The following is a 20,681-nucleotide window of genomic DNA, read 5'->3' as shown; positions in this document are numbered from 1 at the left end:
ATCCGACCTCGGCGGCGGCCCCGGCGACGGGATACCGGTCGGCGTTCCGGGTGGGGGCCGGGCCGGCCGCGGGCGCGCTGATCCGCGCGGCGAGGCGTCTTGCGGCCACGCCCGCCCGCCGGGCCCCAGCGGGCGCTCACCGGCCGGCGGTGATCCTCGCCAGGCGTCGGGCCTGGGTCCGGGTCTCGTGGGCGATGGTGTCCTCGTCCGCGTGGAGGAGGCGGCCGTTCTCGACGATCTGGCGGCCGTTGACGAACGACGCCGTCACCGGGGCCGCCGCGCCGAGGACCAGGGCGGCCACCGGGTCGGCGATGGAGGCGTGGGCCAGGGTGTCCAGCTTCCAGAGGACCAGGTCGGCCAGCTTGCCGGGCTCCAGTGAGCCGGTCTCCGTGGCGCGGCCGAGGACCCGGGCGCCGCCGTACGTCCCCAGGCGCAGTGCCTGGCGGGCGGTGAGGGCGGCCTCGCGGCGGGCGCCGAGGCGGTTGACGAGCAGGGCGTTGCGCAGTTCGGTGTGCAGTTCGCCCGACTCGTTCGACGCGGTGCCGTCGACTCCGAGGCCGACCGGGACCCCGGCGGCCAGCAGGTCGGGGACCCGGGCGATCCCGGCCGCCAGGCGGGCGTTGGAGGACGGGCAGTGGGCGACGCCGGTGCCGGTGCGGGCGAAGGCGGCGATGTCGGAGTCGTTCATGTGGACGCAGTGGGCCATCCACACGTCCTCGCCGAGCCAGCCGGTCGACTCGAAGTAGTCGGTCGGGCCCATGCCGAACAGTTCGTGGCAGAACTTCTCCTCCTCGACGGTCTCCGAGCCGTGCGTGTGCAGCCGTACGCCGAGCCGCCGGGCCAGCTCGGCCCCTTCGCGGAGGAGTTCGGTGGAGACCGAGAAAGGTGAGCAGGGGGCGACGGCCACCTGGGTCATCGCGTCCGGGGACGGGTCGTGGTGGCGGCCGACGGTCTCCTCCGTGGCGGCCAGAGCGCCTTCCAGGGTCTCCACGGCGAAGTCCGGGGGCAGGCCGCCGTCCTTCTCCCCGCGGTCCATCGAGCCGCGGGCCAGGGTGAAGCGGACGCCGATCTCGCCCGCGGCGCGGATGATCGCGGCGGACAGGTCGCCGGAGCCCCGCGGGAAGACGTAGTGGTGGTCCATGGCGGTGGTCACGCCGCCGCGGGCCATCATCGCGAGCGAGCCCTGCGCCGCCGCGTACACCATCGGCTCGTCGATCCGCGCCCACATCGGGTAGAGCGCGACCAGCCAGTCGAAGAGGTTGTGGTCGGTGGCCAGGCCCCGGGTGATCCACTGGTAGAAGTGGTGGTGGGTGTTGACCAGCCCGGGGGTGACGAGGTGCCCGGTCGCGTCGATACGCCGTACGACGTCCGTCAGACCCGCGGGGGCCGGGCCCGGGCCCAGTGACTCGATGCGGTTTCCGGCGAGGACGACGTGTCCGCTCGCGTACTCGGTGCCGACGGGGTCGACGGTCGCCACCGCGCCGTTCTCGATCACGGTGCGGGCGATGCGGGCGGTGCGGGGAGCCGCGGCGGTGTCTGCCATGGTGGTGGGTACGTCCTCCGGGTCAGAGGTGGGTGAGGTCCACGGGGATCCTCGGCTCGCAGCCGTCGCGCAGGACGGTGGCCTCTATCAGGCCGTAGGGGCGGTCGGCCGCGAAGTACACCTCGTTGTCGTTCTTCAGGCCGAACGGCGCCAGGTCCACCAGGAAGTGGTGTTTGTTCGGGAGCGAGAAGCGGACCTCGTCGATCTCCGCGCGGTTCTCGATGATCCGCGCGCCCATCCGGTACAGCGTCTGCTGGAGCGAGAGGGAGTACGTGTCGGCGAACGCCGTGAGCAGGTGCCGCTTCGTCTCCTCGTACGACGTCTCCCAGTCGGGCACCGTCGTCATGCCGTCCCCGCCGTCGCCGCTGCCGTCTCCGCCGGTCCAGCCGAAGCGCCAGCGGCCGGAGACCTCGGTGGCCAGGATGCGGTCGTACGCCTCCGGGAGCGTCGTGTACTTGTCCTTGGCGTAGCCCCAGAACTCGGAGTCGGTCGTGTTCATCACGACGAGGTCCTCGATGCCCGACACCGCCTCCCACGACGAGCCGTCGTAGGTGATCTGCGCGAGCCGGGTCTCCCGTCCCTGCCGCGCGAACGAGTGGCCGCCCGCGATGCGCTCCCAGCCGTACTCCGCGATGCGTATACGGGCCCGGTGGATGGACGGCTGCGAGGTCACGAAGTGCCGGGCGAGGTGGATGCCGAACTGTTCGGCGGAGTCGATGCCGTACTCCTTGGCGAACGCGTACACCGTGTTCTTGGTGGTGTCCGTCGGCAGGACGTGGGCGTTGGAGCCGGAGTAGTGGACCTCGTCCATGTCGCCGGAGAGCGCGACGGAGACGTTGAGGTCCTTGATGTGGTGGGTGGCGCCGTCGCGTGTGATCCGTACGACGCGGGTCTCGGCCTTGCCGTACTGGTTCTGGCCCAGCAGCACGGGGCGGGACGGATCGGTCATGCGCTAACTCCCTCGGTATACGGAGTAGCCGAACGGGCTGAGCAGCAGCGGGACGTGGTGGTGCTCCCCGGCGCGGACGGCGAAGGTGACGGTCACCTCGGGGAAGAAGGGGGCGGGGACGGCGGCGGAGGCGGGGCTGTCGTGGTGCGCGGCCGCCGTCGCCTCCAGATACGGCTCTACGGCGAATTCGAGCCGTACGTGTGCGGTACCCGGCGGTGGGGCCGGGAGGTCACGGCACCGGCCGTCCTCGTCGGTCACGGAACCGCCGAGCGGCCGCCAGCCGCCGGGCGACGGATCGGTGCCGCGTACGGAGGGCCGTACGGACAGCCGTACGGGGACGCCTGCGGCGGGGCGGCCGACGGAGGTGTCCAGGACGTGCGTGGACACGGTCACGCCGGTGGGTGCGGTGCTCATGGCCGGGAATCCTCCGCGAGACGGGTGGGTCCGGCGAGCCGGGTGAGCCGGATGCGGTTGATCCTGCCCAGTTCGACGCGGACGATCTCCCTTTCCCGCTCCGGCGTGTTGCCGATCCGCGACTGGGCCGCGTCGCGCATCTGGCGGGCGGTGAGGCCGGTGGCGCAGATGAGGAAGACGTGGCCGAACCTCTCCTGGTAGGCGAGGTTCAGTTCGAGCAGCTCGGCGCGGAGCTCCGCGGAGGCACCGGCCATGCCGCGCTGCTCGCGGGCGGAGGCGGGGTCACCGGGCTTCGGCCGGCCGATCGGCGGGTGCCCGGCCATCGCCTCGGCGAGGTCGGCGGGGGTGAGCCCGGCCGTAGCGGCGTCCGCGGCGGCGCAGAGGGCGTCGGGAGTGGCGTAGGGGCGGGCGGCGAGCAGCCGGGCCGCCCACGCGGTCGAGGCGCACACCTCGAGGAGGGCGGCGCGGGCCGCGGGCTCTTCCAGGGCGTTGAACTCGAGCAGCCCCGGTGGCGTGGTCGTCGAGGTCACGGGTGCCTCCGGGATCGTGAACGGCCGGGGGAGGGAGGAGGGAGGGAGCGCGTGGTGCGGAACCACCGACAGCCAACCCGCCCCGCCCGGTCGGCGTCAACAGTCTGTTGAAAATTCCGGGTTACATCCGGGACGGGTGACGCTCAGCCCTGCCGCTCCCGGTTGAGGTAGTTGTAGACGGTGAAGCGGCTCACGCCGAGCGCGCCCGCCACGGTCTCCACACCGTGCCGCACGGTGAACGCGCCCCGCGCCTCCAGTGTGCGCACCACTTCCTGCTTGGCCTTCCGGTCCAGGTCGGCCAGCGGCCTGCCGGCCTGCCGTTCCAGGGCGGCCAGGAGGTGATCGAGGGAGTCGGCGAGCTGCGGAAGCCGTACGGCGACGACCTCGTCCCCCGCCCAGGACAGCACGATGTCCTCGGGGCGCGCCTGCCCCGGCGGGAGCAGTTCACCGCCGACGGCGTCGACGAGCGGACGCACAGCGGCGAGGAACGCCTCACCACCCACGGCGCCCAGCCCCTCACCACCGGCGGCACCCGACCCCTCGCCACCGGCGGCGCCGCCCGTCACCGCTCGCCCTCGGGGATCACGTTGACCTGGAGCGAGATCCGGGTGGCCCCCGCCTCCAGCGCCTTGCGCAGCACGCCGTCCACGGCTCCGAGCACAGCGTCGGCACGGCCCTCCACCGTGTTCCCGAACGGGCCGACGTCCACCGTGTCGAGGTCGGCGGTCTCGACGACCTCACGGGCCACCACCGCATGCGCGGGCGTCCGGTCGAGATCGAAGGGCTCGGTGGTGAACTCCACTCTCAGTCGCACGCGCTCAACCTAACGCGCCCCGCCGGGACCCGCTCCCCTCCCCTTGACAAGGCGCCGCCCACGGCGGGAGTCTGCCACCAGATTCCGTCCAGCAAAATAATACTTCCATCATACGGAATACGGGAGACAGGAACAGAGGGCCATGGGATTCGCAGACCACCGCTACACCGTCAATCTGTCGATCCTCTTCACGGAACTCCCCCTCCTCGACCGCCCCGCGGCCGCCGCGGCCGCCGGGTTCGGCGCCGTCGAGCTGTGGTGGCCCTGGGTCGACTCGCCCGTGCCGCAGTGGCCCGAACTCGACGCGCTGCGCCGGGCCGTCGAGGACGCCGGGGTACGGCTGACCGGGCTCAACCTCTACGCCGGGCAGCTCCCCGGACCTGACCGCGGGGCCCTGTCCGTACCCGGCGAGGAGTCGGAGCGGTTCCGGGCCAACGTCGAGGTCGCCGCCGACTTCGCCGGCTCACTGGGCTGCCGTGCCCTCAACGCCCTGTACGGGAACCGGGTCGCCGGAGCCGACCCCGCCGAGCAGGACGCGCTCGCCCTCACCAACCTCGCCCTCGCCGCCCGCGCCGCGCATCGCATCGGTGCCGTCCTGCTGATCGAGGCCCTCAACCGGCCGGAGTCCCCGCGCTATCCCCTGGTGTCGGCCCGGTCCGCGGTCGAGGTCGCCGACCGGGTGAACGAGGTGACCGGCCTCGGCAACGCGCGTTTCCTCATGGACCTGTACCACCTCGCCATGAACGGCGCCGACCTCCCCTCCGTCATCGACCGGTACGCGGCCCGGACCGGCCACGTCCAGATCGCCGACGTCCCCGGTCGCGGCGCGCCCGGCACCGGGGCCCTGCCGCTGGCCGATCTCCTCGCCCGGCTGTGCAAGGCCGGTTACGACGGCCGTATCGGCCTCGAGTACAAGCCGGGCGACGGACCGAGCGCCGAGGCGTTCGGGTGGCTGCCGGCCGCCGCCCGCGGCGCCGTCGGCTGACATCCGCGTCCCGTCGCGGCCGACCCCGTCCGAGCAACCGGATCTCCCAGAAAGGCGGTTCCGCCCGTGAGCAGCGCTCTGCCCGACGTCACGTCCCCCCAAGTCACGTCCCCCCAGGCCGTTCTGCCGAAAGTCGCCTGGATCGGGCTCGGCATCATGGGCTCGCCCATGTCCGAGAACCTGATCAAGGCGGGCTACCACGTCACCGGCCACACCCTCGAACAGCACAAGCTCGACCGGCTCACCGCCGCGGGCGGCACCGCGGCCGGTTCGGTCGCCGAGGCCGTCCGGGACGCCGACGTCGTCGTCACGATGGTGCCGGCCTCCCCGCAGGTCGAGGCGATCGCCTACGGTCCCGACGGCATCCTCGAGAACGTCCGGCCCGGCACCCTGCTCATCGACATGTCGTCCATCACCCCGCAGACCTCCGTCGATCTGGCCGCCGCCGGGCGGGAGAAGGGGCTGCGGGTCCTGGACGCCCCGGTCTCCGGGGGTGAGGCGGGCGCCGTCGAGGCCGTCCTGTCCATCATGGTCGGCGGGGAGCGGGCCGACTTCGACGCCGCCCGGCCGCTCCTCGACGTGCTCGGCCGTACCGTCGTGCTGTGCGGTCCGCACGGCGCCGGGCAGACCGTCAAGGCCGCCAACCAGCTCGTCGTCGCCGTCAACATCCAGGCGTGCGCGGAGGCGGTCGTCTTCCTGGAGAGGTCCGGCGTGGACCTGCGGGCGGCGCTGGAGGTCCTGGGCGGTGGCCTCGCCGGATCGACGGTGCTCGCCCGCAAGCGGGACAACTTCCTGAACCGCGACTTCGCGCCCGGCTTCCGGATCGATCTCCACCACAAGGACATGGGGATCGTGACGGAGGCCGCGCGGGCAGTGGGGGCGGCTCTGCCGCTGGGGGCGGTCGTCGCCCAACTCGTCGGCGCGCTGAGGGCGCAGGGGGACGGCGGCCTGGACCACTCCGCACTGCTGCGCGGTGTCGAGCGCCTGTCCGGAACGCTCACCGACCACCGGACGGCGATGCCGGACTGAGCCCGGACGGCGATGCCGGACTGAGCCCGGACGGCGGCGGCGCGGAGGGGCGGACCGTCCGAACCCGGACGGTCCGCCCCTCGCCGTCCCCGCCGCCGGGTCAGACCTTCAGCGTCCGGATCGACGTCGGCGCGTGCGCCGGCTCCGTCGCGATCTCCTCGAACTCGACCACCTCGGAGATGTCGTTGGTCGTCGACATCGCGATGTTCGTCACCCGCTCCAGGATCGCCTCCACCACCACCGGCACCCGGAGTTCCGCGGCGAGCTTCTTCGCCTGCTCGAAGGCCGCGCCCAGCTCCGCCGGATCGGTCACCCGGATCGCCCGGCAGCCGAGCCCCTCGGCGACCTTGACATGGTCGACGCCGTAGCAGCCCAGCTCGGGCGAGTTGATGTTCTCGAACTCCAGCCTGACCTGGAAATCCATCGCGAACGCCCGCTGCGCCTGCCGGATGAGCCCCAGGTAGGAGTTGTTGACGAGGACGTGCACGTAAGGGATCTTGTGCTGGGCCCCGACGGCCAGTTCCTCCATCATGAACTGGAAGTCGTAGTCCCCGGACAGGCCGACGACCAGCGCCTCCGGGTCGGCCCTCGCCACACCGAGCGCCGCCGGGACGGTCCACCCGAGCGGACCGGCCTGGCCGCAGTTGATCCAGTGCCGGGGCCGGTAGACGTGCAGCATCTGGGCCCCCGCGATCTGGGAGAGGCCGATGGTCGTGACGTACCGGGTCCCGGGCCCGAACGCCTTGTTCATCTCCTCGTAGACGCGCTGCGGCTTGATCGGGACGTCGTCGAAGTGCGTACGGCGCTGGAGGCGCGCCCGCTTCTCCTGCGCGGCGGCGGCCCAGACGGAGCGGTCGGGCAGCTCGCCCCTCGCCCGCAGCTCCCGCGCCACGGCGACGAACAGCTCCAGCGCGGCCCCCGCGTCGGAGGTGATGCCGTAGTCCGGGGCGAAGACCCTGCCGATCTGGGTGGGTTCGATGTCGACGTGCACGAAGGTACGGCCCCGCGTGTAGACGTCGAGGCGACCGGTGTGGCGGTTGGCCCAGCGGTTGCCGATGCCGAGCACGAAGTCGGACTCCAGGAACGTGGCGTTGCCGTAGCGGTGCGAGGTCTGCAACCCGACCATGCCGGCGTTCAGTTCGTGGTCGTCGGGGATCGTGCCCCAGCCCATCAGCGTCGGCACGACCGGCACACCCGTCGACTCGGCGAATTCGACCAGCAGTTCGGCCGCGTCCGCGTTGACCACCCCACCGCCCGCGACGATCAGCGGCCGCTCGGACGCGCAGAGCATCCGCATCGCCTTCTCGATCTGCGGACGGGTCGCGGCAGGCCGGTAGGCGGGGAGCGGCGCGTAGGTCTCGGGGTCGAACTCGATCTCCGTCTGCTGCACATCGAGCGGCAGGTCGATCAGGACCGGGCCCGGGCGGCCCGACCGCATCAGGTGAAAAGCCTGCTGGAACACTCCCGGCACCTGCGCCGCCTCCAGCACCGTGACCGCCGACTTCGTCACGGGCCGGGCGATCGCGGCGATGTCGACGGCCTGGAAGTCCTCCTTGTGGAGCACGCCGGTCGGGGCCTGCCCGGTGATGCACAGGATCGGGACGGAGTCCCCGGCGGCCGAATACAGACCGGTGATCATGTCGGTGCCCGCCGGACCGGACGTGCCCACGCACACACCGATACTGCCGGAGTGCGTCCGGGTGTAGCCCTCCGCCATGTGCGAGGCGCCCTCGACATGGCGGGCGAGCGTGTGGCGGACCCCGCCGGACGCCTTAAGCGCCGCGTAGAAGGGGTTGATCGCCGCGCCGGGGACACCGAACACGTCGGTGACCCCCTCCCGCCGAAGGATCTCGACTGCCGCGCGGGCCGCGGTCATTCGGGCCATACCGTCACCCCACCGTCATCATCTTCCGTATCGTTTTCCACGATACGGAACTCATTTTCTGCTTCATGGAATACACGTCAATGTAGGAAGACCCGCGCCGAGCGTCAAGAGCATCACCGAGCCGTGCGAACCGGCGGACAACCGCGCCACGTTGGGGGAACATGAGGGCCATGTCCGAGAGCGTGCCGGTGCGCTGTCCGGCCTGCGGGCGCGCGCACCTCTACACCGCGCCCGCGTATCCCTGCGCGTGCGGCACCCCGGTCCGCCCGCCGCTGGACCGCACCACCGAGCCCACCGCCGTCACCCACCGCACCTGGGACGACGACTGGGTCACCCTCCGCTGCCCGTCCTGCGGCAGCCGCTCCCCCTGGCCGTACCCGGAACTGGGCTGCCCCTGCGGCACGGTGCTGCGCATCCCGGTGCTGGTCCCCGGCGCCGTGCCCGCACCCCGGCCGCCCCTGCCCGGCCACACCGCCCGCGACGCCGTCACCGCCGCGACGCTCTACCTCGGCCGGCTCGGCCACGACGGCATACGCCACGCCGGTGACCGTCCCCCGGCCGCCGTCGCGCTCGCCGCCCCCGGACTGCTCGCCCGTGTCGACCCCGGGCTGCGCCCGGTCTGTCTGCGCGACGTGGAGTGCCTGTGGCTCGCGGCGATGACCGAGCCGGCGGACTGTGTCTACTTCTCCCTCGCCGGATACGCCGACGACGCCCGCGCCCGCGCCGACTCCCTCGGCATCCCGCTCTTCCTGCTGGACCTGCTGGACCTCACGGCTCCCCCGCTGCCCGTCAACGACCCCGCGGACGAACTCCACGCCACCGCCCGGCGCGAGCCGCAATAAACGACAGGCGACAGCGGGCAGCGGCGACAACCGGGCGGGACCGCCCCTTCCCGAACGGTCCCGCCCCCATCCTCATCCCCCTCATCTCCCCCTCACCTCACCCCTCCCCCGCGCCCTCCTCCCGCAGCTGCACCTTCCGCACCTTCCCCGACACCGTCATCGGGAAGGACTCCAGGATCCGCAGCCTGCTCGGGATCTTGTAGTGCGCCAGCCGCCCCTCGCAGAACGCCCGCAGCTCCTCCAGCGTGAGCGGGTCGGCCGGATCCTGCGGGATGACGCAGGCCAGCACCTCCTCGCCGTACCTCTCGTGCGGCACCCCGACCACCTGGACGTCCTGGATGCGGGGGTGGGCGTAGAGGAACTCCTCGATCTCGCGCGGGTAGATGTTCTCGCCGCCCCGGATGATCATGTCCTTGATCCGGCCGACGATCTCCACGTACCCGTCCTCGCGCATCGTCGCGAGGTCCCCGGTGTGCATCCAGCGGGCGGGGTCGATGACCTCGGCCGTCTTGTCGGGCTGGTTCCAGTAGCCGAGCATGACGCTGTAGCCGCGGGTGCACAGCTCGCCGGGGAGACCGCGGGGCCGGGTGGTGCCGTCGACCGGATCGACGATCTTCACCTCCAGGTGCGGCAGGACACGCCCGACGGTGCCGGTGCGGTGTTCGAGGTCGTCGTCCGTCCGGGTCTGGAGGGACACCGGGGAGGTCTCCGTCATGCCGTAGCAGATGGACACCTCGGCCATGTGCATCTCGGCGACGACCCGCTTCATCACCTCGACCGGGCAGGGCGAGCCCGCCATGATGCCGGTGCGCAGCGTCGAGAGGTCGTACGTCGCGAAGTCGGGCAGGTTCAGCTCCGCGATGAACATCGTCGGCACCCCGTACAGCGAGGTGCACCGCTCCTGCTGCACCGCCGCCAGGCTGGCCCGCGGGTCGAAGGACGGCGCCGGGATGACCATGCAGGCGCCGTGGGAGGTGATGGCGAGGTTGGCCATCACCATGCCGAAGCAGTGGTAGAACGGCACCGGGATGCACACCCGGTCCTGCTCGCTGTAGGTGATCATCTCCCCCACGAAGTAGCCGTTGTTGAGGATGTTGTGGTGGGAGAGCGTGGCGCCCTTGGGGAAGCCCGTGGTGCCCGACGTGTACTGGATGTTGATCGGGTCGTCGCAGGACAACTCGGCTTCCCGCGCCGCCAGTTCTTCCCTCAGCCCCACCGCACCGCGCGCGGTGAAAGCGTCCCAGCCGGGATCACCGATGTAGACGGTCTCCCGCAACTGCGGGCAGCTGCCGCGCACTTCCTCGACCATCGCCCGGTAGTCGCTGGACTTGTGGCTCAGGGAGGCGAACAGCAGGGAGATCCCGGCCTGGTTGAGGACGTACTCCACCTCGTGGGTGCGGTAGGCCGGGTTGATGTTCACCATGATCGCGCCGATGCGGGCGGTGGCGTACTGGACGAGCACCCACTCGGGGCAGTTGACCGCCCAGATGCCCACCCGGTCGCCCTTGGCGACACCGTCGGCGAGCAGCGCGCACGCCAGCCTCTCGACGTCGGCCGCGAACCGCGCGTAGGTCCAGCGCCGTCCGGACGGCACGTCGACGAGCGCGTCGCGCTCCGGCCAGGCCGCGACGACCCGCGCCAGATCGGCGCCGATGGTGTCGCCGAGCAGGGCGGTGGCGCCGGTGCCGTGGGTGTAGGAGACGGCCGCCACCGGGCGCTCGCCGTGGGTCGGTCCGCTCACCGGAAGTCCTCCTCGCGGTACTCGGCGTCGGAGCCGTGCGAGGTGGCCTCGCGCAGTTCGATCCGGCGGATCTTGCCGGACACGGTCTTGGGCAGCGGGGCGAACTCGATACGGCGCACCCGCTTGTAGGGCGCGAGGGTCTCGCGGGAGTGCTCGAAGAGGACCTTCGCGGTGTCCGGCCCCGGCTCCCAGCCCTCGGCGAGGACGACGTACGCCTTCGGGACGGCCGCCCGCAGCTCGTCCGGCGCCGGGACGACCGCCGCCTCGGCGACGGCCTCGTGCTCCAGCAGCGCGCTCTCCAGCTCGAACGGGGAGATCTTGTAGTCGGACGCCTTGAACACGTCGTCGGCACGGCCGACGTAGGTGATGTAGCCGTCGGCGTCACGGGCACCGATGTCGCCGGTGCGGTAGTAGCCGCCCGCCATGGCCTCGGCGGTGCGGTCGGCGTCGCCGTGGTAGCCGGCCATGACGCCCACCGGGCGGTCCGCGAGGTCCAGCGCGATCTCGCCCTCGTCGGCGTCGGCCGCGCCCGTGAGCGGGTCGAGGAGGACGACACGGTAGCCGGGGCTGGGGCGGCCCATGGAGCCGCTCTTCAGCGGCTGGCCGGGGCTGTTGGAGACCTGCACGGTCGTCTCGGTCTGGCCGAACCCGTCCCGGATGGTGACGCCCCAGGCCCGCCGGACCTGCTCGATGACCTCCGGGTTGAGCGGTTCGCCCGCGGCGAGCGCCTCCCTGGGCGGGGTGCGCAGCTGGCTCAGGTCGGCCTGGATGAGCATGCGCCACACCGTCGGCGGGGCGCAGAACGTCGTCACACCCGCCCGGTCCATCTCGGCCATCAGCCGGACGGCGTCGAAACGGGTGTAGTTGTGGATGAAGACCGTCGCCTCGGCGTTCCACGGCGCGAACAGGTTCGACCAGGCGTGCTTGGCCCAACCGGGCGAGGAGATGTTGAGATGGACGTCGCCCGGCTTGAGCCCGATCCAGTACATGGTGGCGAGATGGCCGACCGGGTACGAGATGTGGGTGTGCTCGACCAGCTTGGGCCGGGCGGTGGTGCCTGAGGTGAAGTACAGCATCAGGGGGTCGTCGGCGAGGGTCTCGCCGGCGGGGAAGAACTCGGTGGGGGCGGCGTACGCGTCCTCGTACGGCTGCCAGCCCTCCGGGGCACCGCCCACGGCGACACGGGTGTACCGGCCGGGCACGTCGTCGAACTTCGCGGCGTCCGCCGCGCGCACCAGCACATGCCGCACCCGGCCGCGCCCGACACGGTCGCGCAGGTCGGCGGCGCCGAGCAGCGGGGTCGCGGGGATGACGACGGCGCGCAGCTTCATCGCGGCCAGCGCCGTCTCCCACAGCTCCGTCTGGTTGCCGAGCATCACGAGAATCCGGTCGTCGGGGCGGACACCGCGCTCCCGCAGCCAGTTCGCGACCTGGTTCGACCGTTCGGCCATCCGGGCGAAGGAGATCTTCGCCTCGGTGCCGTCCTCCTCGACGATGTGCAGGGCGGTGCGGTCGTTTCCGGCCGCGATGACGTCGAACCAGTCGAGCGCCCAGTTGAAACGCTCGGGGCGCGGCCAGGAGAAACCCTGGTAGGCCGTGGCGTAGTCCTCACGGTGTTCCAGCAGGAAGTCCCGTGCCTTGCGGAAGACGTCCGTCGCCGTGGTCATCTGTCCTCATTTCCGGTGGTTCGCCTGGGGGCGCTGCGGTCGCTCCCCCGGTGGCTCACTCCTCCTCGGTGCCGGGCCATTGCCGGGCGGCTCTCTGCCATCGTGTAATCCGTGATGCAGGTCTCACCACCCCCGAACGGGGGTGTGGGCCCACGGGGAAGGGGCGAGCACATGGCGGCAGACGCGGTGGGGACCGTGGAGATCCAGGGTGCGCTGGGCCGGTTGCGGCGCACGACGGGGCTCCCGGTCGCCTTCGGCGGCCTGATGGAGAACGGCCGGGGGCAGATCCGCATCAGCGAGCTGAGCGGCACGGCCACCTGCGCACTGCTGTCACTGGCGGTGGTCTCGGGCAACGGCCTCGGCGGCAAGGCGGTCGCACTCGCCCGGCCGTGCGCGGTGACGGACTACACGTCGTCGCGGCGGATCAGCCACGAGTACGACATCCCGGTCGCCGCCGAGGGCCTGTACTCGGTCCTCGCCGTCCCGGTCGTCGTACGGCGCCGGGTACGCGGCGTCCTCTACGGCGCCCTGCGCTCCGCACAGCCCCTGGGCGACCGCACGCTCAGCGCGGCGGTGGAGGCGGCCCGGGACGTGGAACAGGCACTCGTCGTACGGGACGAGGCGCACGGGCTGCTGGCGGCCGCCCAGCCACCGGCCGCGTCCGGGGCGGCCTGGGAGCAGGTACGGGAGGCCCACGCGGCACTGCGCGCACTGGCCCCGCGGATCGGGGACCCGGCACTGCGGGCCGAACTGCTGCAGGCGTGCGGGCTCCTCACCGCCGGCACCGGGGCGGCCGGGGTGGCACTGGCGCCGCGGGAGCTGGACGTCCTCGCCTGCGTGGCCGCGGGCTCGACGAACGCGGTGGCGGCGGAGCGGCTGGGGCTGCGCCCGGAGACCGTGAAGGGCTACCTGCGCTCGGCGATGCGGAAACTGGGCGCACACACCCGGGGCGAGGCGGTGGCGGCGGCCCGCCGGACGGGGGCGCTGCCGTAGCGGCTCTTCCGGCGGGGGCGCTGCGACGGCTCCGCGGCGGGCGGGAGACCGCCAGGGCAGCGGGGCGGCGGACGCGGGCGAGCGGGAAAGGGGGTGAGGAACGGGGATGGAGGGCAGGTTCCGGGTGATGGCGTGGTGGCGTAGGGTTCCGGCTCACGGCGGTGCCGTGCCCTCCGGGCCACGGCGAAACCGGGCGTTCCGGGCGGCGACGGTGCCGCGGGGTTCCGGCGGCAAGGGTGCCGCGGGGCCCGGGTGGCAGGACGCCGCAGCGGGACAGACACGGTCGCCGTCGGCCACCACCACCGCCGCAGTGGCCGACGTGGACACTGCCCACCGAAACAGTCGCCACCGCCACCACCGCCGGACCCGTTGCCCGCCCTCCACGCCTTTCATTCACCCGCACCCCGAATTTCTCCGAGCCCGACCCTTGTTATTTCCCTCACCAAGCCATCTGTCCGAATTTCATGGATTCGTTGCCTAGAATTTGGTCCGGACACGACACACGAGGGGAGCGGTGACCGTGCGACGGGACTTCCAGGAGCCTGCCCGATGCCGCTCCGACCTGGTCATAGGCCGGGAAGAGCTGTTCTCGGCGGCCCGCGAGCAGCTCGCCCGCGGCGGCAGTGTGCTGCTCCACGGCACCGCCGGAATAGGAAAGTCGACCGCGCTACGGGCATTGGCCACGGAATACGGCGCCGGCACGCGCCGGGTACTGCGCTGCTCGGCCACCGAGTCCGAATCCCACCTCCCGTTCCTCGCCCTCGCCGACCTGCTGGGCCTCGTCCTCGACGAGGTGTCCGGGCGGCTGCCCGTCGCCCAGCGCACCGCCCTGGAGTCGGCCCTCACCGGCCGCGGCGAGTCCACCCTCCAGCGCGACGGCCTCGCCCTGCGCCTCGCCGTGCTCTCCACCCTGCGTGCCCTGGCCACCCAGGGCCCCGTACTGATCGTGGCGGACGACCTCCAGTGGCTCGACCCGGCCAGCGCCGAACTGCTCGGCTTCGCCGCCCGCCGACTCGGCGACACACCGGTGCAACTACTGGCCGCGGTACGCACCGAGGCCCAGGAGTACGACCACCACCTACGCGCGTCACCCCCCGACACCCTCGCCGTACGCCTCGGCCCGCTCCCCCGCAGCCAGGTCTCCGCGCTGCTCCAGCACCGCGGCTACGGCGGCCTGTCCCGCGCCACCGTCCGCGACATCCACCGCACCAGCGGCGGCAACCCCCTCTTCGCCCTGGAGCTCGGCCGCGCCCTCGCCGAGAACCCCACCCCGCCACGCCCCGGCGAACCGCTCCCGGTACCCACCTCGCTGCGCGCACTCGTCCTCAGCCGCCTCGACATGCTCTCCGTGGAAGCCCGCCGCACCCTGCTGGTGGCCAGCGCGGGCGCGAGACCCACGGCGGCACTGCTGCAGGCCGCCGGGCGCGCCGGTGCCGAGGCCGAGTGCGCGCAGGCCGCCGAACTGGGCCTGCTGGCGACCGAGCCGGAAGGCCCGACCGTACGGTTCGCCCACCCGCTGATCTCCGCCGCCCTGTACGCCGAGGCACCCGCCCACGAACGCCGGGCCGCACACGCCGCGCTGTCCACCGCCGCCCCCGACCCCATCGAACGCGCACGGCACCTCGCCCTCGCCACCACAGGCACCGACCCGGAGACCGCCGCCCGCCTCGCCGAGGCCGCCGCACTGGCCCGGGACCGCGGGGCGCCCTCGGTCGCCGCACAGCTCGGACTCCTCGCCGCCCGCCACACCCCCGCCGACGGCACACCCGACCCGGACGGACGCCGGCTCCAGGCCGCCGAGGACGCGATCACCGCCGGCGAGGTCGACCTCGCCCGGGACATCGCCCGCGACGTACTGACCCGGGCCACCGTCCCCGCGGACCGGGTACGGGCCTGGATCATCGTGATCGACACCGCCGGCCACACCATGTCGGAGGTCGACGCGGTCTTCCCGCAGGCCCTCGCCGACGCGGGCGACGACCCCCGCCTCCTCGCACTGGTCCACTACCAACTGGCCTGGCGGGCCCTCATCGTCGAGGGCGACTTCACCGAGGCCCGCGAGGCCGCCGCACACGCGGCCCAGCTCGCCGAGCAGGGCGGCGACCGGCGCACCGAACTCCTCGCCCTGGCCTTCCAGGCACAGACCGAGACCCTGATGGGCCACCCCGACGCCCCCGCCACCATCAAACGGGCACTCAAGGAACCCCAGGACCCCAGGGTGGCCTGCCACCACAACGGCGCGGGCTCGGCACGGTTCCGCTGGCTGGTGATGAGCGACCAGCTCGCCGAGGCCCGCGCCACCATCAGCGCCCTGCTCCGCGAGGTACGGCGGCGCGGCTCCGTGGAGAGCGAAGTCCACTTCCTGCGCGGCCTCGCCGAGACCGAACTGCGCTCCGGACACTGCGGCCGCGCCCTGGACCTGGCCCGCGAGGGCCTGCGACTGGCCCGCGACTCCGGGATCGGCGAGACCGCCTCCGCCATGCTCACCTCGCTCGCCGAAGCCTCCGGCGGCGACGTCGACCGGGCGCTCGCACTGGCCCGGGAGGCCGTGGAGAACGCCGAGGAGGACGGCGACCAGATGTACCTCTCCCGCGCCCTGGGCGCCCTCGGCCACGCCCAGCTGGTCGCCGGGGACGCGGCGGGCGCGGTGCGCTCACTGCGGCGCGTACGGGAACTGGAGCTGCACCTGGGCATCACCGACCCGGCCCGGGGCCGCTGGCACGGCGACCTCGCCGAGGCACTCGTACGGATCGGCGAGAACGCCGAGGCGCAGGACGTCATCGACGTCACCCGCGAGAACGCGCTGCGCCTGGAGCGGGAGAGCGTCCTCGCCGTACTCGACCGGGCCGAGGCCCTGGTACGCGCCGCAGACGGCGAACACGACGCCGCCGTCGCACAGTTGATGTCGGCTCAGGACCGCCTCGGCAAACTGGGCTACGGCCTGGAGGAGGCGCGGGCCGCGTTCGCACTGGCCCGCCTGACCACCGGCCGCCCCGGACCGACGTCGTACGACGAGGCGGCCCGGCTGTTCCGCCGCTGCCGGGCACTGCCGTGGCTGCGCCAGGTCGACGCGGCGGCGAAGTCGGCCGCCACGGGCCCGCCCACCGCCGCGATCCCCGCCCCCGCGCCCGTTTCCGCCGCTCTCGACGCGCTGGAGGGGCTGGCGTCGATGGAACGTCAGGTCGCCGCGCTCGTCATGGAGGGCGCCACCAACCGGGAGATCGCCGCACGCCTGTTCATCAGCGTCAAGACCGTCGAGGCCACCCTCACCCGGGTCTACCGCAAACTCGGCATCCGCTCCCGGGTGGACATCGTCCGCCTGGCGGCGGGGCGCCGCCCCAAGTGACGGACGCACACGGTTCACTGACGGCACCCTGCCCGCACCCCCGTCCAGGGGCCGAAGGTCCCTCACCCGGGCCCGGATAGAGGGTTTTCCCTGCCCCGCTCCCCTAGGGGGTTCCCTCATTGGGAGGTGGACGTTCCGGGCCCTAGCGTTAGCGGCATGCCGCTCGCCCGGGCACAAACGGGGACCGGTCCCGCGATCCCCGTCCCGCACCACTCCTCCCCCCCACACACACCCGAGCGTCCCCCCACCGGCATCCCCCCACTAGGAGACCCATGTTCGGGCTCAATCGCGCAAGAAGGACCGCTGTGGCGGTCGCCGCAGCACCCGCGGCGACCGCCCCGCTCAGCGCTCCCACCGGCGCGGCCACCCCGGGCACCTCCGTGCACGCATCCGGCACCACCGCCCAGGTGCTGGGCGTATCCGACTCCCTACACAGCAACTACAGCTCCGACTTCGTCGCGAGCGACATGATCTGCCCCGGACACCCATCCGGCGGCGTAGACACCTGCCAGGACGACAGCGGCGGTCCCCTGTTCATCGGGGCGTCCTGGCAGGGATCACTTCCTGGAACGAGGGGCACGCGAAGGCGGACCACTTTCGCGGACCTGATGACCACCCAGATCACCTCGTAACCAGGAGCCAGTCAGGGGGCGTTGCGAGCTTCCACGAGCAGCCCGCAACGCCCCCTTTCCATATTCTCCGCGCTGGAAGGTACAGCCCTCCCCGAGCCCGACACCGCATGTGGCCCACAAGGACCACATGCCACGCCATCACCTCCACTCACGCGGAGAGGCCAACTGTTTCCTCACCTGCACCACCGGCTGGGGCAGAACACCTCCGCTCGCGCGGAGAGGACAAATTTCAGTCACAGCAAGCCGCTCACGTAGCCGGGACACCTCCGCTCGCGCGGAGAGGACACCGCCTGGAACCTCACCCTCGCCACCATCGCCGGGACACCTCCGCTCGCGCGGAGAGGACGCGCCCGGGTCGGTGCCCAACGGCCCGGTGTGCGGGACACCTCCGCTCGCGCGGAGAGGACGCCGGCCCTCACCCTCATCGCCCTCGTCCTCGTCCGCCGGGGACACCTCCGCTCGCGCGGAGAGGACTTGAGGACGCGGATCATGTCGTCACCGATGAACGGGACATCTCCGCTCGCGCGGAGAGGACCAGCTCATCATCGACCATGACCACCGGTACGGCGGGACACCTCCGCTCGCGCGGAGAGGACGCGCGCCTTCGACCAGTCCTTGTTGAGCGCGGCGGGACACCTCCGCTCGCGCGGAGAGGACGTGGTTCCCAGGTCCGTCGCCGCGCACAGGTCCGGGACACCTCCGCTCGCGCGGAGAGGACGAGCCCCAGCCGGCCGACGACGCCGAGGCCCTCGGGACACCTCCGCTCGCGCGGAGAGGACTTGTGCTTCCGGCTGCTGGAGTACGGCCACGGCGGGACACCTCCGCTCGCGCGGAGAGGACAGCCGGCCCGCGGAGGAATGGCGGGCCATCGACGGGACACCTCCGCTCGCGCGGAGAGGACGGCTACCGCATGCCGGACGACCTCGTGCAGGTCGGGACACCTCCGCTCGCGCGGAGAGGACTTGGTGGCGGAATCTGTGCCGCCACCCCCCGGCGGGACACCTCCGCTCGCGCGGAGAGGACCCGTCCCGGGTGACGGTGTGCTTGTAGGGTTCCGGGACACCTCCGCTCGCGCGGAGAGGACCGCGTCTTCGGCGTGCGACCGCCGTCCCAGACCGGGACACCTCCGCTCGCGCGGAGAGGACCAGCACCGGCCGTTCGCGTGGATCGACGACGACGGGACACCTCCGCTCGCGCGGAGAGGACGCATCCATCGCGGTGGCCTTGCGGTCCTCCCGCGGGACACCTCCGCTCGCGCGGAGAGGACCTGGAGGCACTGGGCGCGGTAGTGGACCGGGACGGGACACCTCCGCTCGCGCGGAGAGGACCTCACCACCGTGCGCGTCGAGTGTGACGCTCACGGGACACCTCCGCTCGCGCGGAGAGGACTACGCCGCATCCAGCACCGAGTTGTCTGACGTCGGGACACCTCCGCTCGCGCGGAGAGGACGTCGGCGTGTACGACGTCCAGGCGCCCGGGACCGGGACACCTCCGCTCGCGCGGAGAGGACTGCGGCTGCGGCACCGAAGTCGGCATCGGCTCCGGGACACCTCCGCTCGCGCGGAGAGGACGCTACCTGCGCCGAAGCAACAGATGACGGGTCCGGGACACCTCCGCTCGCGCGGAGAGGACCAGGGCGCCGTGGGGACGATGCTGAACGCGCGCGGGACACCTCCGCTCGCGCGGAGAGGACAGGCACCCCGGTCTCGGCGAACAGCAGGGAGGCGGGACACCTCCGCTCGCGCGGAGAGGACGACCGCCTTGTCGAGGGCGGCCCGGTGGGTCTTGGGACACCTCCGCTCGCGCGGAGAGGACAGCCCGTTTCCGGAACACGCTGTAGATCGTTTCGGGACACCTCCGCTCGCGCGGAGAGGACTGGTACCGGGCGTTCGGCAGATACAGCATCGCCGGGACACCTCCGCTCGCGCGGAGAGGACACCTTGCCGTAGCCGAGGGCGCCCGGGTAGGGCGGGACACCTCCGCTCGCGCGGAGAGGACGTCGGTGGACTGGGCGCGGCGCCAGAAGAGGTCGGGACACCTCCGCTCGCGCGGAGAGGACTACTCGGTGACGGTGGTGCCGTCGCGGAGCTGCGGGACACCTCCGCTCGCGCGGAGAGGACTGCGTCCCGGCGAGCGCTGGGTTGAAGAACGCCGGGACACCTCCGCTCGCGCGGAGAGGACGACGCGGTGACCCGGGTGAACGTGTCCGAGATCGGGACACCTCCGCTCGCGCGGAGAGGACGGTGTCCACCCTCGTGGAGCCCCTCCGGTCCGCGGGACACCTCCGCTCGCGCGGAGAGGACGGGACGCGCCGCCGGTGGACCTGGTGGATTTCCGGGACACCTCCGCTCGCGCGGAGAGGACCCCACCGATCGCGGGACGGCTGCCGACGCGGTCGGGACACCTCCGCTCGCGCGGAGAGGACGTCTCATCGTCAATGCGGACGATGCGCGACGGCGGGACACCTCCGCTCGCGCGGAGAGGACTTCCCACCCGTTCCGGCCCGCTTCCGTGTTGGCGGGACACCTCCGCTCGCGCGGAGAGGACGGCCGCCTCGAACGCTTCGATCCGTTCGGTGACGGGACACCTCCGCTCGCGCGGAGAGGACGCGGCGGCGCAGTGCAGATTGGCGCACAGGGCCGGGACACCTCCGCTCGCGCGGAGAGGACGGGCCGGGCCGGGGGGCCGGTGTAGGAGTGGCCGGGACACCTCCGCTCGCGCGGAGAGGACGGGGGGCACCCTTAAGGGCCCGTCACCTGTTGCGGGACACCTCCGCTCGCGCGGAGAGGACACCTCATCCCCGGGGGCTCCGGCATCCAGCAGCGGGACACCTCCGCTCGCGCGGAGAGGACAGGATCACCCTGTGTACTGCGCGAACGGTAGGCGGGACACCTCCGCTCGCGCGGAGAGGACAGGACGATGCCGACGGCCAGGGTGCTGAAGGGCGGGACACCTCCGCTCGCGCGGAGAGGACTCTTCCTGACCTGCGATTCTAGAGGGGCTTTGCGATTTCTTGACTTGTGTTGTCGTGCTGGAAGGCGATGAGGGTGAGGCCGTCGAAGTCGAGGGGGTCGCGGCGTTGGGGGCCGGCGGTGTGGAGGGTGAAGCCTTGTTCGTTGGCTGCTGGGTAGGCGAGGACGGCGCTGCCTTCGGTGAGGCAGGAGGTGAGGCTGGTCCACAGTTCGGTGCGGACGCGGGCGGAGAGGGTGCCGATGTAGAGGGTGGGGGTGACTTCGAGGAGCCAGCGGGTGAGGGCGCCGCGGAGGTGGTCGGGGACGGCGGTGGCGGAGATGACGGTCATGGCGGGCAC

The 20,681-nt window shown here is 72.4% G+C and carries 15 protein-coding genes, 1 pseudogene and 1 CRISPR repeat array; of the genes and pseudogenes, 6 read left to right on the top strand and 10 right to left on the bottom strand.

Annotated elements, in window-relative coordinates; genetic code table 11:
• Window positions 1–136: 136 nt before the first annotated feature.
• The 6 genes from ABZ862_RS01700 to ABZ862_RS01675 all read right to left on the bottom strand — a co-directional run bounded on the left by ABZ862_RS01700 (window position 137) and on the right by ABZ862_RS01675 (window position 4,250).
• Window positions 137–1,543: an 8-oxoguanine deaminase gene (locus ABZ862_RS01700; RefSeq protein WP_360950470.1), complete on the bottom strand. Its 1,407-nt coding sequence runs from the start codon at window positions 1,541–1,543 to the stop codon at window positions 137–139.
• A 22-nt stretch (window positions 1,544–1,565) separates the two neighbouring features.
• Window positions 1,566–2,492, bottom strand: coding sequence for a factor-independent urate hydroxylase (gene pucL / locus ABZ862_RS01695; RefSeq protein WP_360950467.1), 927 nt, complete (start codon window positions 2,490–2,492; stop codon window positions 1,566–1,568).
• Between the two features lie 3 nt (window positions 2,493–2,495).
• Window positions 2,496–2,906: a hydroxyisourate hydrolase gene (uraH, locus tag ABZ862_RS01690; protein ID WP_360950463.1), complete on the bottom strand. Its 411-nt coding sequence runs from the start codon at window positions 2,904–2,906 to the stop codon at window positions 2,496–2,498.
• Window positions 2,903–3,436 carry a 2-oxo-4-hydroxy-4-carboxy-5-ureidoimidazoline decarboxylase gene (uraD, locus tag ABZ862_RS01685; protein ID WP_360950460.1) on the bottom strand — a complete coding sequence of 178 codons (534 nt, stop codon included), beginning with the start codon at window positions 3,434–3,436 and terminating at the stop codon, window positions 2,903–2,905. Before uraD ends, uraH begins: the two co-directional genes overlap by 4 nt.
• A gap of 143 nt (window positions 3,437–3,579) precedes the next feature.
• Window positions 3,580–3,948: a helix-turn-helix domain-containing protein gene (locus tag ABZ862_RS01680; protein ID WP_360951391.1), complete on the bottom strand. Its 369-nt coding sequence runs from the start codon at window positions 3,946–3,948 to the stop codon at window positions 3,580–3,582.
• Between the two features lie 50 nt (window positions 3,949–3,998).
• The gene (locus ABZ862_RS01675; RefSeq protein WP_360950457.1) at window positions 3,999–4,250 is read right to left on the bottom strand and encodes a hypothetical protein; all 252 of its coding nucleotides are present in this window, start codon (window positions 4,248–4,250) and stop codon (window positions 3,999–4,001) included.
• A 142-nt stretch (window positions 4,251–4,392) separates the two neighbouring features.
• Here ABZ862_RS01675 and ABZ862_RS01670 point away from each other — a divergent pair, with 142 nt between their 5' ends.
• Together ABZ862_RS01670 and ABZ862_RS01665 are read left to right on the top strand one after the other, a co-directional pair.
• Entirely contained in the window at window positions 4,393–5,235 is an 843-nt protein-coding gene (locus ABZ862_RS01670; RefSeq protein WP_360950454.1) for a TIM barrel protein, read from the top strand.
• A gap of 123 nt (window positions 5,236–5,358) precedes the next feature.
• Window positions 5,359–6,264 carry a 2-hydroxy-3-oxopropionate reductase gene (locus ABZ862_RS01665; protein WP_360951388.1) on the top strand — a complete coding sequence of 302 codons (906 nt, stop codon included), beginning with the start codon at window positions 5,359–5,361 and terminating at the stop codon, window positions 6,262–6,264.
• 100 nt (window positions 6,265–6,364) lie between these two features.
• On the opposite strand, the gene gcl is transcribed toward ABZ862_RS01665, so the two are convergent.
• Window positions 6,365–8,149: a glyoxylate carboligase gene (gcl, locus tag ABZ862_RS01660; protein ID WP_360950451.1), complete on the bottom strand. Its 1,785-nt coding sequence runs from the start codon at window positions 8,147–8,149 to the stop codon at window positions 6,365–6,367.
• Window positions 8,150–8,310: 161 nt separating this feature from the next.
• On the opposite strand from gcl, the gene ABZ862_RS01655 reads away from it, so the two are divergent.
• Window positions 8,311–8,991, top strand: a complete 681-nt coding sequence (locus tag ABZ862_RS01655) for a hypothetical protein (protein ID WP_360950448.1) — start codon at window positions 8,311–8,313, stop codon at window positions 8,989–8,991.
• A 97-nt stretch (window positions 8,992–9,088) separates the two neighbouring features.
• Here the strand turns inward: ABZ862_RS01655 and ABZ862_RS01650 are convergent, their stop codons facing one another.
• Window positions 9,089–10,732, bottom strand: a complete 1,644-nt coding sequence (locus tag ABZ862_RS01650) for an AMP-binding protein (RefSeq protein ID WP_360950445.1) — start codon at window positions 10,730–10,732, stop codon at window positions 9,089–9,091.
• Window positions 10,729–12,399, bottom strand: coding sequence for an AMP-binding protein (locus ABZ862_RS01645; RefSeq protein WP_360950442.1), 1,671 nt, complete (start codon window positions 12,397–12,399; stop codon window positions 10,729–10,731). The genes ABZ862_RS01650 and ABZ862_RS01645 overlap by 4 nt, the downstream gene beginning before the upstream one ends.
• A 171-nt stretch (window positions 12,400–12,570) precedes the next feature.
• On the opposite strand from ABZ862_RS01645, the gene ABZ862_RS01640 reads away from it, so the two are divergent.
• The 3 genes and pseudogenes from ABZ862_RS01640 to ABZ862_RS01630 form a co-directional block, all read left to right on the top strand.
• Window positions 12,571–13,392, top strand: a complete 822-nt coding sequence (locus tag ABZ862_RS01640; RefSeq protein WP_360950439.1) for a helix-turn-helix transcriptional regulator — start codon at window positions 12,571–12,573, stop codon at window positions 13,390–13,392.
• Between the two features lie 514 nt (window positions 13,393–13,906).
• Entirely contained in the window at window positions 13,907–16,738 is a 2,832-nt protein-coding gene (locus ABZ862_RS01635; RefSeq protein ID WP_360950437.1) for a LuxR family transcriptional regulator, read from the top strand.
• Window positions 16,739–17,100: 362 nt separating this feature from the next.
• Window positions 17,101–17,370, top strand: a pseudogene (locus ABZ862_RS01630) (trypsin-like serine protease); the annotation flags it as partial.
• 134 nt (window positions 17,371–17,504) lie between these two features.
• Window positions 17,505–20,345: a CRISPR direct-repeat array (repeat unit 29 nt; unit sequence CGGGACACCTCCGCTCGCGCGGAGAGGAC).
• A gap of 18 nt (window positions 20,346–20,363) precedes the next feature.
• Here ABZ862_RS01630 and cas2e read toward each other — a convergent pair.
• Window positions 20,364–20,681, bottom strand: a complete 318-nt coding sequence (gene cas2e, locus ABZ862_RS01625; RefSeq protein WP_360950434.1) for a type I-E CRISPR-associated endoribonuclease Cas2e — start codon at window positions 20,679–20,681, stop codon at window positions 20,364–20,366.

The sequence above is a fragment of the Streptomyces sp. NPDC047000 genome (assembly GCF_040644295.1).
Taxonomy (GTDB): domain Bacteria; phylum Actinomycetota; class Actinomycetes; order Streptomycetales; family Streptomycetaceae; genus Streptomyces.
This window is presented reverse-complemented; position numbering and strand designations above follow the sequence as displayed.